Below are 14117 nucleotides of genomic sequence, written 5' to 3' on the forward strand. Positions count from 1 at the left end.
TTTATGCTTTCTTTCTATGAAGATATCTGAGTTTAAATTCTTAGGAGTTAATCTCTATGAACGATATAGATATTCAGAGGAGAAACTAGAGTTCAATACAGAAAGCACACCTTGTGAAGATATTGGTTTATATATTATAGGTGAATACCCGAGGTTAAAGTATAATAATGTAAAGATATCAAGTAAATATGAATGGAAAAAAATACTTCATGAAACAATTTGCTTATCAATTCTTAACTTAATCAATACTCAAAAAATTCATGTAACCTTATTTAAAGGCAAAAAAGCATACTTCTTTAATATTTTTAAATTTAATTTCAAAGATTATTCTTTAAAGGTTAATGTTACATTCGATAAAGAAAAAGATCTACTTTCAAGAGATATTATCAATGCTATACGAGAAGCAGAAGTAATATATGATAGAAAAACTGATATTTATTTTGTAATTCGTTTATTAATAAACAAATATTTAGGAGAGAATGGAGAATATAATAAACCTGCAAAGCAGTTTCTTATTAGAAACTTAAAAAATTATTCAAAAACATTTAACTGGATTTCTATACATGAGCAAAAGAAGTTGTTAGGTATTTATAAAGATTACCAAGTTAATTTAAATGAAATTTATATTCCTAGAATAAAAATGCAACACAAAAATTTAAAGAATCAATATTCTAGATTAAGAAATTCAGATATGATTTATTGGTATTTTTCTGAAAATATAAAAAAGCAAATTAACAAAGAATTAAAGAGGCGTGAACCTAATACTGATTCTGATTTTGATTAATGTATTAAGACTTAATTTGAGATAACCTTACTGTAACAATTGCTTAAAAATATATACTTATAAATAAAGCAATTATGTTTGGTTATATGGGTTTTGGAATGCAAGTTCACGTTTATAAAAAACGTGCTAGAAAACCTTTTTCTAAAAGAAGTAAAATTGTAGCTTTCGTACCTCTACATACCAATTTTAGGGTCTTTAAGTTAAGAAAGCGAGCTTCAGAAAATCTTAAAATTAACGGCATAGTCCTGATACTAGCAGTTTTGATAAGTCTATTTTTAATTTTTAGTTTTGTTAATACTGTAAAACGGTATACAGCTTCTCATTACTTAGAGGTACAAACAAAAGTACAAGAAAGTGATTTAGTCGCTTTTAATTTTTTGATAAATTCTGGTATATCAAGACTAAAACAAGATAATGCTATAGGAGCATACTCTGAATTTAAACTTGCCTATCAAATAAATTCTAACAATAAAGAATTATTTCAATTATTAACAGAAACACTCAGTACGCTTTGTACCGATGATGTAAAATATTGTGATGAATTAGACGACTTATTAAACCAGCAGTTTTAAAAAACAATTTCCATTTTGATATCACTTCTTTGGTAAGGACTGTTGGGTTCAACTAGAATTTCTACAAAACCGAATTTCCTGTATATATAGATTGCATTTTCCAGTTTTGTATTAGAGTATAGTACCAGATTTTTTAAACCTAGTTGTTTTGCAAAATCTAAACAAAATTGCATCAATTTTTGTCCTATTTTTTTTCCTCTGTGCTTTGGGGAAACTGCCATTTTTGTTAGTTCAAATGTATTTTGGTCGTGTAAAGGCATTAAAGCAACTGTTCCCACAATAACGTTGTTTAGTTTAGCAAAGAATATATGACCTCCTTTGCCTATAATATATTTATCAGGGCGACTTAATACTTCTTCATCGAAAGGTTCAACATAAAAATAGGTTCGCAACCATTCCACATTCAAATCATAAAAAGCATTTCTTTCTTCATCGGTATTTTGATACGTTGATATTTTGATTGTATGATTATTTACATCTACATTATCTATAACGCTTTTACTAAATGAAGAAGTCTTTAATTTAAACTCTAAACTATTGAGATGAGAAATTAAAGATGTAGATGTTTCTGTAGTAAATTCTTTTATTACTGTATCAATAGTTTTCCATATAGGCTGTAATTGAAGTAAAAGTGTATGTCCTTTTTTAGATAAGTAAATAATTTTTTTACGCTTATCCTTATCGTCAATATCAAAATATATTAATTTCTTTTTAGTCAATTTGTTAATAGATTGAGTGATAGCTGGTTGTGTTAATCCAACAGCATTGTAAATTTCAGTATTTGTAATACCTTTTTTTTGGCTTATTAGTTTAAATACAGGAAATAGATAAGGGTCAAAGTCAGTATCAAAATGATTATATACCAATTGAGTCTCTTTCATTAAATAATCACTAATACGTTTTAATCGAGATCCTATGCCTAATTCTCCAAAACCTTGTAATGCATCCATTTAATATATATAGTTATATAAGTGATTATGTAAATATATAAATTTTAGAATTAGATTTTATGCTTTTCAATGTTTTAATTTATATGATTATTTAACAAAGTTTTAATTATTGTTTTTTGTGATTCAAGTTTCTGGTTTATAGTGTTTTAATGTTTGCTTGTTTTTCAATTTAAGTATAAAAACATCTAAACGAGCTAGTTAAGCGTATATGTTTTTGAGAGGCTAAAAAAATTAAATTACCTTTCAACCGATTAACAAATTAGAAATTTTAAAGTTCACTATTAATACTAAAAACAATAATAATTATGGAAAATAAAAGCAACACAGGTTTAAAAGTGGGATTGGGTATAGCACTAGTATTATTTTTAGCAACAGGGTTTTATACAATGAATTTGTACAAAGAAAGTAAGGATACTAAAAATGAATTAACTGCTGAAAAAGAATTAGTAATGAATGATTTAAATGCTATGGCGAAGCAATATGATGAAGCCATTGCTGAAAATGATATTGCAAATAAAGATTTAATTGAAGCAAGAGACCGTATACAAGGATTAATAGACTCTCTAAGAATCTCTGAGACAAATGTAAAAAGCTTATGGCGTTACAAAACAAAATACAGAAATCTTCAAAAGGAAATGGATGTATTACTAGCACAAAACGATTCGCTTAAAATTGAAAACTCTTATTTGGCAACATCCTTAGACAGTACGCGTGTTAGATTAGAGGAGAGTGCAATGTTTAGAGACTCATTACTTGTACAAAATACTGCTCTAGCAGAAGTAGTAGAAAATGCATCAATTTTAAATACCGTTGATTTGAAAGGCTTTGGAGTAATTGAAAGAACTTCTGGAAAACTAATTCCAACAGAGAGAGCCAGAAGAGCAGATAAAATTAGAGTATGTTTTACAATAGCTAAAAATCCATTAGTACAAGCTGGAGACCAAGAATTGTATGTACAGGTTATAGATCCAAATAACAATATATTAGGAGCTAATGAACAAGTTGTTTTTGATGATAAGACTCTAAATTATAGTACAGTGAGTAAATTTAACTATGAAAATTCTAATTTAAATGTATGTGAGTTTGTAACATCTAGTAATGGAAATGATTTTGAAAAAGGACGCTATGTTGTAAACGTATTTAATAAGAGAGATTTAGTTTCTACTTCAGAGTTTACATTAAAGTAAGAAGTTATATTTATACTTTATTAAAGCCCAAAAGTTAATACTTTTGGGCTTTTTATATTTTTTATGGAAAATTTTAGCTGTATATAGAGTTTTTTTCTGTGTTATACAAACAAATTTTATATTGCGGGTACCAACCAACCCAAAATAACCCTAATGTTTAATAATGATGAATTTTTAGACGCTTTTGGTCATATACCTGAAGACACTTTTTTGAAATTTAAAGGCATTTCTCAGTTTAAAAAAATTGATGCGAACACACAATTAGATGAACTTGGAAAAGTCCCTTCGAAATTATATTTAATAATATCTGGAGTAATGCGTTGCTACGTAATTTCAGAATCTGGAAAAGAGTTTAATAAACGTTTTTTCTTTACAATGGACTTTGCAGGATCTCTAACAGCCTTAATAAAGAATGCTCCCTCAGAAATAGTATACGAGACTATCACACAATGTACTCTTTATGAAATAGACTATAAGGAATTAAGAGAAATGTGTGCTACAGATATAATAGTTAGTAATTTATATACCTCTATGTTAGAAAAAGTTTTTATGAGATATGAAAAACGACAATTAGAGCTTATCTCGTTAAATGCTTCACAACGCTATTTAAAACTAAAATCAGATATACCAGAAATAGATAAATTAGTACCTCAATATCATATTGCCTCCTATTTAAGTATAACTCCTGTTCAACTAAGTAGAATAAGAAAAAAATTGAAAGAATCTTAGTATTAACAAATGTTAACTTCTAAGATGATTGAGAATTATATATTTGTATCGATATCTTCTAGATACTTTATATTGGAGGATTAATAGCTAACCGACCAAAAAAAGCAGGTGTTTTTACCTGCTTTTTTTATTATTTGTTTTTTAGGTAGAACTTACTTTAGGGTCCCAACCATGTCCTCTGGTTTTACCCATTCGTCATATTCTTCAGCTGTAACATATCCCAAATTAATAGCTTCTTCCTTTAATGTCGTTCCATTTTTATGAGCTGTATTAGCTATTTCAGCAGCTTTATAATAACCAATTTTGGTATTTAGTGCTGTTACTAGCATTAAAGAATTATTTAATAATTCTTTAATTACAGCATGATTAGGTTCAATTCCAGTGGCACAGTTAATATTAAAACTAGTACAGGCATCTCCAATTAATTGGGCAGATTGCAATACATTATATGCCATTACAGGTTTAAAAACGTTTAATTCATAGTGTCCCTGAGTGCCTCCAACAGAAACGGTAACATCATTACCAATTACCTGAGCGCAAACCATAGTAAGTGCTTCACATTGAGTTGGATTAACTTTTCCAGGCATTATAGAGCTTCCAGGTTCATTGGCAGGAATAATTATTTCTCCAATACCAGAACGAGGTCCAGAAGCCATCATTCTTATATCGTTTGCAATTTTATTTAAAGAAACAGCTATTTGTTTGAGAGCACCGTGAGTTTCTACTAGGGCATCATGAGCAGCTAAGGCTTCGAATTTGTTTGGAGCAGTAACAAAAGGTAATTCTGTAAATTCTGCGATATAACTAGCTACTAGTGTACTGTAGCCCTTAGGTGTATTTAAGCCTGTACCTACTGCTGTTCCGCCAAGAGCTAATTCTCTTAAGTGGTTAAGTGTGTTTTCTAAGGCATTTAATCCATAATCTAGTTGCGCTACATAGCCAGAAAGTTCTTGTCCTAATGTTAATGGCGTTGCATCCATAAGATGTGTTCTACCAATTTTCACAACATCTTTAAAATCTTGCGATTTTTTATTTAGAGTTTCCCTTAATTGTTTTACTCCAGGAATTGTAGTTTCAACAATTTTCTTGTAAGCAGCTATATGCATTCCAGTAGGGAAGGTGTCATTTGATGATTGTGATTTATTTACATCATCATTAGGTTGGATGGTTTTATCTCCCTCTCCAATAACTTTACCAGCTAATTGATGCGCTCTATTGGCAATTACTTCATTAACATTCATGTTACTTTGCGTACCAGATCCAGTTTGCCATACTACTAGAGGAAATTGGTCATCATGTTTTCCTTCTAAAATTTCATCACAAACTTCACTAATTAAATCACGTTTTTCAACAGGAAGTACTCCAAGTTCACAATTTGTATAGGCAGCAGCTTTTTTTAAGTACGCAAAACCATAAACAATTTCTAAAGGCATAGAACCACTAGGTCCAATTTTAAAATTGTTTCTAGAACGCTCTGTTTGCGCTCCCCAAAGTTTATCTGCAGGCACTTTTACCTCGCCCATGGTGTCTTTTTCTATTCTAAAACTCATCTTATTTGGATATTAAAAAGTAAGCTGCAAAGTTAGTTTTTTTAATGATGTTTTGAATATGATTTTTGTTAGTTTTTGCAGTTCTTTTTAACATATAAATAACTATTTTGATTCTGATTTAAACCTTAAATCTATTAATTTAGTAGGGTTAATAATTTTATAAATTAATTACATAAACTAAAGTATTATGGCAACAATTAGACTAGGAGACGAAGCTCCAAATTTCAAAGCGAATTCAACTGAAGGAGAAATAAATTTTCATGAGTGGTTAGGAAATAGTTGGGGTATATTATTTTCTCATCCAGCTGATTATACTCCTGTTTGTACTACAGAATTGGGTACAGTAGCAAAATATAAAGATGAATTTGATAAGCGTAATGTAAAAGTAGTAGCTCTAAGTGTTGATGGTTTAGAATCTCATAAAGGATGGATAGGAGATATTAACGAAACCCAAAACACTACTGTTAATTTTCCGATTATAGCAGATGAAGACAGAAAAGTTTCAGAATTATATGATATGATTCATCCTAATGCCAATAGCAAATTAACTGTGCGTTCTGTTTTTGTGATTGGAGATGATAAAAAAGTAAAATTAATTATAACGTATCCAGCTTCTACTGGTAGAAATTTTGACGAATTATTAAGAGTAATTGATTCATTACAGCTTACTGCATATCACAAAGTAGCAACACCTGCAAACTGGAATAATGGGGAAGATGTAGTAGTATCTCCTGCAATTGCTACAGAAGATATACCAAGCATGTTTCCAAAAGGTCATAAGGTTGTAAAACCTTATTTAAGAACAACGCCACAACCAAATTTAGATTAGTTAAAAAAAATGTTAATAAATTTTGATTTGATTTTGTAAAACAAAATGCTTTATGCTAAATTTGCAAAGCATTACAAAAGACGCTTAATATGATGTTTGAATTTGACCAATATTTAGGATTTTTAGCCTTTTTAACTATATTAACCATAGGTTTTTGGTTAATGATTTTCTTATTAACTTTTGTTATCCCTTATTGGATTGGTGGTTCTTTAATAGAAAGACTTAAAGAGATTAGAGAAGAAAAGAAAGCAAAGCGTCTACAAAGTTAAGACACATAAGTTTTTTAAATAAAAAAGGAAGCATTTAAATGCTTCCTTTTTTTTGCAGTACACCTTAACATTAATAAATCTCTTATGATCTATTGATGTTAAATTATATCTAAAATTGTTTTTGGTGGTCTTCCTATAACAGCTTTTTCTTTATTAATTACTATTGGTCTTTCAATAAGTTTTGGGTTTTCAATCATTGCTATGATAATCTCATCATTGGTTAATTCTTTTCCTTTGTAATCAGATTTCCAAATAGCTTCATTTTTTCTTACCAATTCAATAGGTTGAATATCTAACAGGTTTATGATTTTCTTTAACTCTTCTTTTGAAGGTATATTTTCTAAATAGGTAACAATTTTAAATTCCTTTCCCGAATTTTGTAGTATCTCAAGGCCTTCTCTTGATTTTCTACAGCGATTATTGTGGTAAATAGTTATCATTATATAGTAATATTATAATTCTTTAAATCTGAGATAAGTTGTTTAGGAGTAGAGAATTGTATACCATTTATCCCGAGCTTATTTGCTGTTTCAATATTTTTTGCATTATCGTCAATAAAAATTGATGTTTCAGCTTCAATATTGAACCTTTTCAAAGTGATTTCGAAAATATCGTTATAAGGCTTTCTGGTTTTCTCCTCTCCAGAAACAACAATACCTTCAAACCAATTCAAAAAATCAAAATGTTTTTGCGCAATAGGAAATGTTTCAGCACTCCAATTTGTTAAGGCTACAATTTTATATGATTTTAAGCGTAGTAAATATTCAAGGATATCTACAGTACCTTGAATTGGTCCGCTAAGCATGTTTTCCCAATCTCCATAATACATCCTGATATACTGTTCATAATCTGGAAATTTTTCAACTAAATCTTCAGTAGCTTTAGTTATGGGGTAACCTGCATCTTGATTTTCATTCCAGCTCATGGTACAAACATTATCCAAAAACCATTGCATTTTTTCTCGATTACCATTAAAAGCCTCTAAAAAAACATATTCAGGATTCCAATCAATTAAAACACCTCCCAAATCAAATATAATCGTATCTATTTTTGTCATAATTGATTGTCGTCTTCTGTTTTCTGTCCCATCATCATCAAATATGCTTTTAAAAAAGCTTCAATATTACCATCCATCACAGCATCAACATTCCCTGTTTCATGATTGGTTCTTACATCTTTTACTAATTTATATGGGTGCATTACATAGTTTCTAATTTGGCTTCCCCATTCAATCTTCATTTTACTAGCTTCAATATCATCTCTTTGAGATAATTGCTTTTGCAATTCAATCTCATATAATTGAGACTTTAGCATTTGCATAGCTCTGGCTCTATTATCATGTTGCGATCGTGTTTCAGAACAAGAAATCTGTATGCCAGTAGGTTTATGAGTTAACTGAACTTTAGTTTCAACTTTATTTACATTTTGTCCACCAGCACCACTAGAACGAGCTGTGTTAATCTCTATATCTGCAGGATTTATTTCAATTTCTATAGTATCATCAACTAGAGGGTAAACGTAAACGGAAGCAAAACTTGTATGACGCTTTGCGTTGCTGTCAAAGGGAGAGATGCGTACTAAACGGTGTACTCCATTCTCACCTTTTAGCCATCCAAATGCAAAATCACCTTCAATCTCTATGGTTACAGTTTTTATTCCAGCAACGTCTCCTTCTTGAAAGTTTAACTCTTTTACCTTGAAACCACTTTTTTCTGCATACATTAAGTACATACGCATTAGCATACTAGTCCAGTCACAACTTTCTGTACCACCTGCTCCAGCAGTAATTTGGAGTACAGCACTTAAGCTATCTCCTTCTTCAGAAAGCATATTTCTAAATTCGATATCTTCTAATAGCGTAGCTGCCTTTTCATAACGGTTTTCAACATCTTCTTGAGTAGATTCCCCTTCTTTAAAGAATTCATAGATAACTTCTAAATCTTCAACAAGCGTTTTTATATTTTTAAAATCCTCAACCCACTTTTTCTTCACACGAAGTGATTTCATTATAGTTTCTGCTGCTTTAGGATCGTTCCAAAAATTAGGATCAAAGGTTTGCTCTTCTTCGTTCTGTATTTCTATAAGTTTGGCATCTATGTCAAAGATAGTGCCTAAGTTTGTCTAGGCGGGTGTTAAGGTTTTTTATATTATCGGATGTTATCATATTTATTTTTTTCAAATTTAATATTAAAAAGTTAACTACAATAAAATGAAGCATATTGTATAAATAGTAAAGTATCTATCTTAAGTGTCTTTATTTAACGTTTTTTTACCTTACAACGAATAAATTTATTTGTTAAATATTAATAAAAGTACTTTTATGCAAAATTACTCAATTTATCTACTAACTTTTTGTTGAGTTTCAAAAATTAAGTTAAGTTTAAAACATTTATGAAACTAAGTATAATTGTCCCTTTTTTTAATGCAGAAAATCACCTTGAACGATGTGTTAATAGTTTGGTTAATCAAGATTTAGATAGTAATCATTTCGAAATAATTTTAATAAATGATGGTTCTACAGATCAAAGCAAAGGTGTATCTGAAAAGTTAGTGAAGCTTTATCCTAATATAGTGTTACACACTCATAAAAATATTGGTCTTGGAGCTTCAAGGAATGTGGGTATACAGATGGCAAGAGGAGAGTATATCTATTTTATTGATGCTGATGATTATTTAGTTTTTGGTTTGCTAGGAACAGTATTAAAATATATACAGGAGTATGAATTAGATTTAGTAGGATTTAAATATTTATCGACCACTGCTCTAGATTTGTTTGATCCAGAAGCTATTTTATCTATTGAAGAAGTTAATGTGCAAAGTGGGATTGATTTTGTAGCAAATAGTAAATCATTTGTTGTTATGGCATGGTGGTATGTTATGAAAAAAGAGCATGTTATTCAAAATAATCTTAAGTTTCCAGAAGGAAGATACCTAGAAGATGGTCCGTTTACATTTAGACTATTTTTACAAATTAAAAGAATGGCCTTCTTGCCAATAGATGGTTATAGATATGTGAAGACACCAAACTCCATAATGAATAAAGAATCAAGGAGACACATCATAAAATTAATAGATGACTACAAATATTTAATTGATAATTTTAATACACTTAAAAAAGATCTTTTAATAAGGAAAGATATTGATTATAGTGGTTTTATAAAAAAAATCCAGTTTTGGAGTGACGTGAATGTTTACATGCTATTTTATCGTTTTATTAAGGTTAATTTACCTGTAAGTAAAATTAATAAGATCTTAAACCATTTTGAGAAAATTAAAGCATATCCTTTAAAGTTTTTTGTTGGAGAAGAAAATAACTCTTTTAAGCATAAGTTAATTACATCATTATTTAATAATAAATATTTGTTTTATATAAGTTTATACCCTCTAAGATTACTTTACAAATTAAGAATTATTAAATTGCCTTGAAGCTCAATAGTATATGAAATTAAGTGTATTAATACCCATGTTTAATGCTGAGGAGTATATTGGGAATTGTCTAGATAGTTTACTTAATCAAGGTATATCATCAAATGAATATGAGATCTTGGTAATGGATGATGGCTCTACAGATACTTCAGCTAATATAGTTGATATCTATGCAAAAAAGCACAAAAATATTTTTCTTTTTAAAGAGAGTAACTCAGGAGAGTCTTCTACTAGAAATAAGCTAGCAAAGAAAGCCAAGGGCACTTACATTTATAACTTTGATGCGGATGATTATCTAGTTAATCATACATTAAACACTGTTTTAGAAAAGGCAATTGATAAAGATTTAGAGCTATTAGGCTTTGATACACTTTTAACAAATACTACTTCAGACGTTTTTAATAATGAAATACAAATTAAAAATTCTGACTTTGTAACCTGCACTGGAAAAGATTTTATCAAGAAGTACAGAGATATGAGGCATGAAGTATGGTGGTATATTGTAAAAAAATCTTTCTTAAAAGAAACTAAAATAAAGTTTGCTGAGCATAAATTTAATGCTGATTTGGTATACACAATGGATTTATTTTTACGAGCACACAATGTAGGGTATTATCCAGTTGCAATTCATAGATATGTACAAACACCAGAGTCTGTAGTTAGGAGTGTAGATATAGATAAGAGGACAGCATATTTTGATAATTTATATATAATGATGGTTAACTATAACAATTTGATAGATTCCGCTATAGCTAACAAGAAGATTAAAGATGATACTCTTATTGATAATTTGAAATATAGATTAGACAAAAATATTTTTTTTAGTACTATAAAATTGATAAGAACAGGGTTTCCTAATGAATATTTAAAGCATAAGATTGCTGTGTTAAAGCATGCTAATGCTTACCCAATAAAGCATTTTATTGGAAAAGAGTATAATTCTCTTTTTTATAAAATGCTAAATAGTACATTTAATAATGAAAAAGTTTTGTATACCATAGTTTGGTTTTACTCTATATTTGGTTTAAGAAAAAGAAACAGTAATTAGTAATACCTTTTTTTAAGATGAATCTTAGTATTATTATACCAGTATACAATGTGGAAAAATATATTAAACGATGCCTTGATAGTTTAATACATCAAGAATTTTCTAATTATGAAGTATTGGTAATAGATGATGGTTCTAAAGACGCAAGTGTAAAGATAGCTAAAGATTATTCTGATAGGTATTCATTCATCAAAGTTATTTCTAAAGAAAATGGTGGTGTTGGAAGTGCAAGAAATAAAGGTATTGATATAGCAACAGGTAAATATCTTTATTTTTTAGACCCTGACGATTATATAGCATATTTTACCTTAAAGAAAATATTTTACCTGTCTGAGAAGTATAATTTAGACGTATTAACATTTGGTACAGTAGCCACTTTAAGTTCCGATTTAAACGATTCAAAAAACACTAACGAAGAAGATTTTAATCTTAGTGTATTGACAGGTAAAGAATATATAGCTAAGAATTTCTATAAAAATGAGGTGTGGTGGTATTTAGTTAAAAAAGAGTTTTTAGATAAATCTAGTGTAAGATTTATTGAAGGCAGATGGATGGAGGATGCTATATTTACTGTTAACCTATTTATTAGAGCTAAAAGAATGGCAAAGATACCTATGGATATACATAGGCATGTTGTTACACCTCAATCAGCTATGACTAATAAAGAACCAGAACATTATTTAGGAGTAATAAGAGATAATGCCAATGCAGCTGTAGTATTTAAAGATGTAATTTCTAGTGTTAATCAAGATGATTTATACAGTAGAGCATGTATAACACGATTAAAAACAAGACAACAATCGTTTGTTTTTTTTATGATGGTAAGAATGCTTAAATCTAGAATTAAGCTAAATGAAGTAAAAATAATTTTGAACCAAGTCAAGGAAGCTAATGCATATCCCTTAAAAGATTTTATTGGAGAAGATTATAATAATTTAACCTATAGAATATTAGTATTTTTATTTAACAGTGAAGCAACTTTTTATTTGCTATTTAGAATGTTTAATCCTATTCTCAAAAAAGTATAACCCAAAAAATTAATAAAAAAGAACCATTAATGGCTAATATTTTAATCTCGTCTGGAGGAAGAAGAGTTTCACTTGTAAAGGCTTTTAAGAAAGAATATAATATGATAGACCCTAAAGGGAAAATTTATGTTTCAGATATAGCCCCAGAACTTTCTGCAGCTGCCCATATTGCAGATAAGGCCTTTAAAATTTGTAAGGTAGACGACCCAGATTATATAAAATTATTATTAACGATTTGTATAAATAATAATATTAAGTTAATTATCCCTACAATAGATACAGAGTTATCTGTTCTAAGTGACAATAGAAGTTTTTTTCAAGAAAAGGGAATATATATACTATTATGTGATAAAAAAATTATTGATATCGCAGAGAATAAAATAATTACTCAAGATTTTTTTAGTTCTTATGGTATAAGAGTAGCTAAGGTTTATGATAAAAAAAATTATAAGCTCCCTATTTATATAAAGCCAATATCAGGAAGTGGCAGTAAGGATAATTTTGTGGTCTTTAATGAAAATCAACTATCCAAATTTTATTTTGAAGAAAATAGTTTGCATTTTTTTGAATACTTAGACCCCAATCTTTACGATGAATATACCTGTGATATGTATTACAACAATCAAGGTAAGTTAAAATGTATTGTTCCCAGAAAAAGGATAGAGGTAAGGGGTGGAGAGGTAGCAAAAGCTATGACAAGGAAAAATTTCGTAAAGTCTTATTTAGAAGAAAAATTTTCTAAAATTGAAGGTGCTCGAGGCTGTATAACCATACAGGTTTTTTTTAATAAAGACAATAATTCAGTCGTAGGAATAGAGATTAATCCAAGATTTGGTGGAGGATATCCATTGGCGTATAACGCTGGTGGAAATTACCCTAAATGGATTATTGAGGAATATTTATTTGGAAAGGAAATACAGTATTTCGAGGATTGGAAAGATAATTTGTTGATGCTTAGATACGATGATGAAATAATAATTTCTAATGAGTGATAGTAAGAAAGCTGTTGTTTTTGATTTAGATGATACCCTATATAAAGAGATAGATTATTTAAAATCTGCATTTAAAAGTATTTCTGTTAAATTAAGTGAAGAAGTTGGGATTCATAGTGATCTTGTATATAAAAATATGTTGTCTCTCTATTATAATGATAAAGATGTATTCAATTCAATCTTAAAAACCTATGGCTCATCTTTTAGTGTTAAAGATTTAATTTTATTATATAGAAACCATTTGCCAGAGATAAGACTTTCAGAAGGGGTTTTAGATCTATTGGAGTTTTTGAAAAGTCGTGGGGTATATTTGGGTTTACTTACAGATGGCAGAAGTATGCAACAGAGAAATAAAATTAAGGTTCTTAAATTAAATCGTTTCTTTTCCGAAATCATAATTTCAGAAGAATTTGGTAGTAGTAAACCAGATATTAAAAACTATCTCTATTTTATGAATAAATTTAGTTGTGATGAATTTTGGTACATTGGGGATAATGTAAAAAAAGATTTTATCTCCCCAAATAGACTTAGGTGGAATACAGTAAGGTTAATGGATAATGGAGTAAATATTCACAAAAGTAAAGATGGAAATATAGATCAGTCTTATTTTGCTCATTATGATGTTGAGAATTTATGTGAAATTAGAAATATAATTTTTGACTAAAAATCTAGAGTCTAGTTATAATAATAATTTGATGCCTGTCAAACAACTGTTTTGAGAAAAGAAGTTAAAAGAGTTATGAGGTAATTAAT

16 protein-coding genes are annotated in these 14117 nt (G+C 29.0%); 11 read left to right on the top strand and 5 right to left on the bottom strand.

The window, feature by feature from the left end:
- Positions 1-16 precede the first annotated feature (16 nt).
- Both EYD46_RS04640 and EYD46_RS04645 read left to right on the top strand, forming a co-directional pair.
- Positions 17-784 (top strand): hypothetical protein, encoded by a 768-nt coding sequence (locus EYD46_RS04640; RefSeq protein ID WP_130935898.1) that lies wholly within the window; start codon positions 17-19, stop codon positions 782-784.
- A gap of 74 nt (positions 785-858) precedes the next feature.
- Positions 859-1356 carry a hypothetical protein gene (locus tag EYD46_RS04645; RefSeq protein ID WP_165454339.1) on the top strand — a complete coding sequence of 166 codons (498 nt, stop codon included), beginning with the start codon at positions 859-861 and terminating at the stop codon, positions 1354-1356.
- Here EYD46_RS04645 and EYD46_RS04650 read toward each other — a convergent pair.
- Positions 1353-2306: a helix-turn-helix domain-containing GNAT family N-acetyltransferase gene (locus tag EYD46_RS04650; protein ID WP_130935900.1), complete on the bottom strand. Its 954-nt coding sequence runs from the start codon at positions 2304-2306 to the stop codon at positions 1353-1355. The two genes, EYD46_RS04645 and EYD46_RS04650, sit on opposite strands and share 4 nt — an antisense overlap.
- Positions 2307-2611: 305 nt before the next feature.
- Here EYD46_RS04650 and EYD46_RS04655 point away from each other — a divergent pair, with 305 nt between their 5' ends.
- Both EYD46_RS04655 and EYD46_RS04660 read left to right on the top strand, forming a co-directional pair.
- Positions 2612-3493: a chromosome partitioning protein ParA gene (locus EYD46_RS04655; protein WP_130935901.1), complete on the top strand. Its 882-nt coding sequence runs from the start codon at positions 2612-2614 to the stop codon at positions 3491-3493.
- 153 nt (positions 3494-3646) lie between these two features.
- A complete protein-coding gene (locus EYD46_RS04660; protein WP_130935902.1) occupies positions 3647-4222 on the top strand; it encodes a Crp/Fnr family transcriptional regulator in 576 nt (191 codons plus the stop codon).
- A gap of 152 nt (positions 4223-4374) precedes the next feature.
- Here the strand turns inward: EYD46_RS04660 and fumC are convergent, their stop codons facing one another.
- Positions 4375-5772 carry a class II fumarate hydratase gene (gene fumC / locus EYD46_RS04665; RefSeq protein ID WP_130935903.1) on the bottom strand — a complete coding sequence of 466 codons (1398 nt, stop codon included), beginning with the start codon at positions 5770-5772 and terminating at the stop codon, positions 4375-4377.
- A 187-nt stretch (positions 5773-5959) separates the two neighbouring features.
- Between fumC and EYD46_RS04670 the strand changes: the two genes are divergently transcribed.
- Both EYD46_RS04670 and EYD46_RS04675 read left to right on the top strand, forming a co-directional pair.
- The gene (locus EYD46_RS04670) at positions 5960-6601 is read left to right on the top strand and encodes a peroxiredoxin (RefSeq protein ID WP_130935904.1); all 642 of its coding nucleotides are present in this window, start codon (positions 5960-5962) and stop codon (positions 6599-6601) included.
- A gap of 89 nt (positions 6602-6690) precedes the next feature.
- Positions 6691-6870: a hypothetical protein gene (locus tag EYD46_RS04675; protein WP_130935905.1), complete on the top strand. Its 180-nt coding sequence runs from the start codon at positions 6691-6693 to the stop codon at positions 6868-6870.
- A gap of 98 nt (positions 6871-6968) precedes the next feature.
- Here EYD46_RS04675 and arsC read toward each other — a convergent pair whose 3' ends face one another.
- The 3 genes from arsC to prfB all read right to left on the bottom strand — a co-directional run bounded on the left by arsC (position 6969) and on the right by prfB (position 9034).
- A complete protein-coding gene (arsC, locus tag EYD46_RS04680; protein ID WP_130935906.1) occupies positions 6969-7310 on the bottom strand; it encodes an arsenate reductase (glutaredoxin) in 342 nt (113 codons plus the stop codon).
- Positions 7310-7927 carry an HAD family hydrolase gene (locus tag EYD46_RS04685; protein WP_130935907.1) on the bottom strand — a complete coding sequence of 206 codons (618 nt, stop codon included), beginning with the start codon at positions 7925-7927 and terminating at the stop codon, positions 7310-7312. The genes arsC and EYD46_RS04685 overlap by 1 nt, the downstream gene beginning before the upstream one ends.
- Positions 7924-9034 (bottom strand): peptide chain release factor 2 gene (gene prfB, locus EYD46_RS04690; protein ID WP_130935908.1). Its coding sequence is split into 2 segments (ribosomal slippage): positions 7924-8970 and positions 8972-9034, totalling 1110 coding nucleotides; the frame shifts between segments, so codons are not numbered across the junction. The genes EYD46_RS04685 and prfB overlap by 4 nt, the downstream gene beginning before the upstream one ends.
- 227 nt (positions 9035-9261) lie before the next feature.
- Between prfB and EYD46_RS04695 the strand changes: the two genes are divergently transcribed.
- The 5 genes from EYD46_RS04695 to EYD46_RS04715 are packed head-to-tail and all read left to right on the top strand — an operon-like array spanning position 9262 to position 14028.
- Positions 9262-10296, top strand: a complete 1035-nt coding sequence (locus EYD46_RS04695; RefSeq protein ID WP_130935909.1) for a glycosyltransferase family 2 protein — start codon at positions 9262-9264, stop codon at positions 10294-10296.
- 13 nt (positions 10297-10309) lie between these two features.
- The gene (locus EYD46_RS04700) at positions 10310-11344 is read left to right on the top strand and encodes a glycosyltransferase (RefSeq protein ID WP_130935910.1); all 1035 of its coding nucleotides are present in this window, start codon (positions 10310-10312) and stop codon (positions 11342-11344) included.
- Positions 11345-11361: 17 nt separating this feature from the next.
- Positions 11362-12372 (top strand): glycosyltransferase family 2 protein, encoded by a 1011-nt coding sequence (locus EYD46_RS04705; RefSeq protein WP_130935911.1) that lies wholly within the window; start codon positions 11362-11364, stop codon positions 12370-12372.
- A gap of 29 nt (positions 12373-12401) precedes the next feature.
- Positions 12402-13364, top strand: coding sequence for an ATP-grasp domain-containing protein (locus EYD46_RS04710; RefSeq protein WP_130935912.1), 963 nt, complete (start codon positions 12402-12404; stop codon positions 13362-13364).
- Complete coding sequence (locus tag EYD46_RS04715; protein WP_130935913.1) at positions 13357-14028, top strand: HAD family hydrolase; 672 nt, start codon at positions 13357-13359, stop codon at positions 14026-14028. Before EYD46_RS04710 ends, EYD46_RS04715 begins: the two co-directional genes overlap by 8 nt.
- Positions 14029-14117 lie beyond the last annotated feature (89 nt).

Source organism: Hyunsoonleella pacifica (assembly GCF_004310335.1).
Lineage (GTDB): Bacteria > Bacteroidota > Bacteroidia > Flavobacteriales > Flavobacteriaceae > Jejuia > Jejuia pacifica.

Bases quoted from the DNA above. Each gene is read 5' to 3' on its own strand.
- EYD46_RS04685 (WP_130935907.1), bottom strand. From the start codon at position 7,927: ATGACAAAAATAGATACGATTATATTTGATTTGGGAGGTGTTTTAATT.
- EYD46_RS04700 (WP_130935910.1), top strand. From the start codon at position 10,310: ATGAAATTAAGTGTATTAATACCCATGTTTAATGCTGAGGAGTATATT.
- EYD46_RS04675 (WP_130935905.1), top strand. From the start codon at position 6,691: ATGATGTTTGAATTTGACCAATATTTAGGATTTTTAGCCTTTTTAACT.
- EYD46_RS04695 (WP_130935909.1), top strand. From the start codon at position 9,262: ATGAAACTAAGTATAATTGTCCCTTTTTTTAATGCAGAAAATCACCTT.
- EYD46_RS04645 (WP_165454339.1), top strand. From the start codon at position 859: ATGTTTGGTTATATGGGTTTTGGAATGCAAGTTCACGTTTATAAAAAA.
- EYD46_RS04710 (WP_130935912.1), top strand. From the start codon at position 12,402: ATGGCTAATATTTTAATCTCGTCTGGAGGAAGAAGAGTTTCACTTGTA.
- EYD46_RS04715 (WP_130935913.1), top strand. From the start codon at position 13,357: ATGAGTGATAGTAAGAAAGCTGTTGTTTTTGATTTAGATGATACCCTA.
- EYD46_RS04670 (WP_130935904.1), top strand. From the start codon at position 5,960: ATGGCAACAATTAGACTAGGAGACGAAGCTCCAAATTTCAAAGCGAAT.
- fumC (WP_130935903.1), bottom strand. From the start codon at position 5,772: ATGAGTTTTAGAATAGAAAAAGACACCATGGGCGAGGTAAAAGTGCCT.
- arsC (WP_130935906.1), bottom strand. From the start codon at position 7,310: ATGATAACTATTTACCACAATAATCGCTGTAGAAAATCAAGAGAAGGC.
- EYD46_RS04650 (WP_130935900.1), bottom strand. From the start codon at position 2,306: ATGGATGCATTACAAGGTTTTGGAGAATTAGGCATAGGATCTCGATTA.
- EYD46_RS04705 (WP_130935911.1), top strand. From the start codon at position 11,362: ATGAATCTTAGTATTATTATACCAGTATACAATGTGGAAAAATATATT.
- EYD46_RS04640 (WP_130935898.1), top strand. From the start codon at position 17: ATGAAGATATCTGAGTTTAAATTCTTAGGAGTTAATCTCTATGAACGA.
- EYD46_RS04660 (WP_130935902.1), top strand. From the start codon at position 3,647: ATGTTTAATAATGATGAATTTTTAGACGCTTTTGGTCATATACCTGAA.
- EYD46_RS04655 (WP_130935901.1), top strand. From the start codon at position 2,612: ATGGAAAATAAAAGCAACACAGGTTTAAAAGTGGGATTGGGTATAGCA.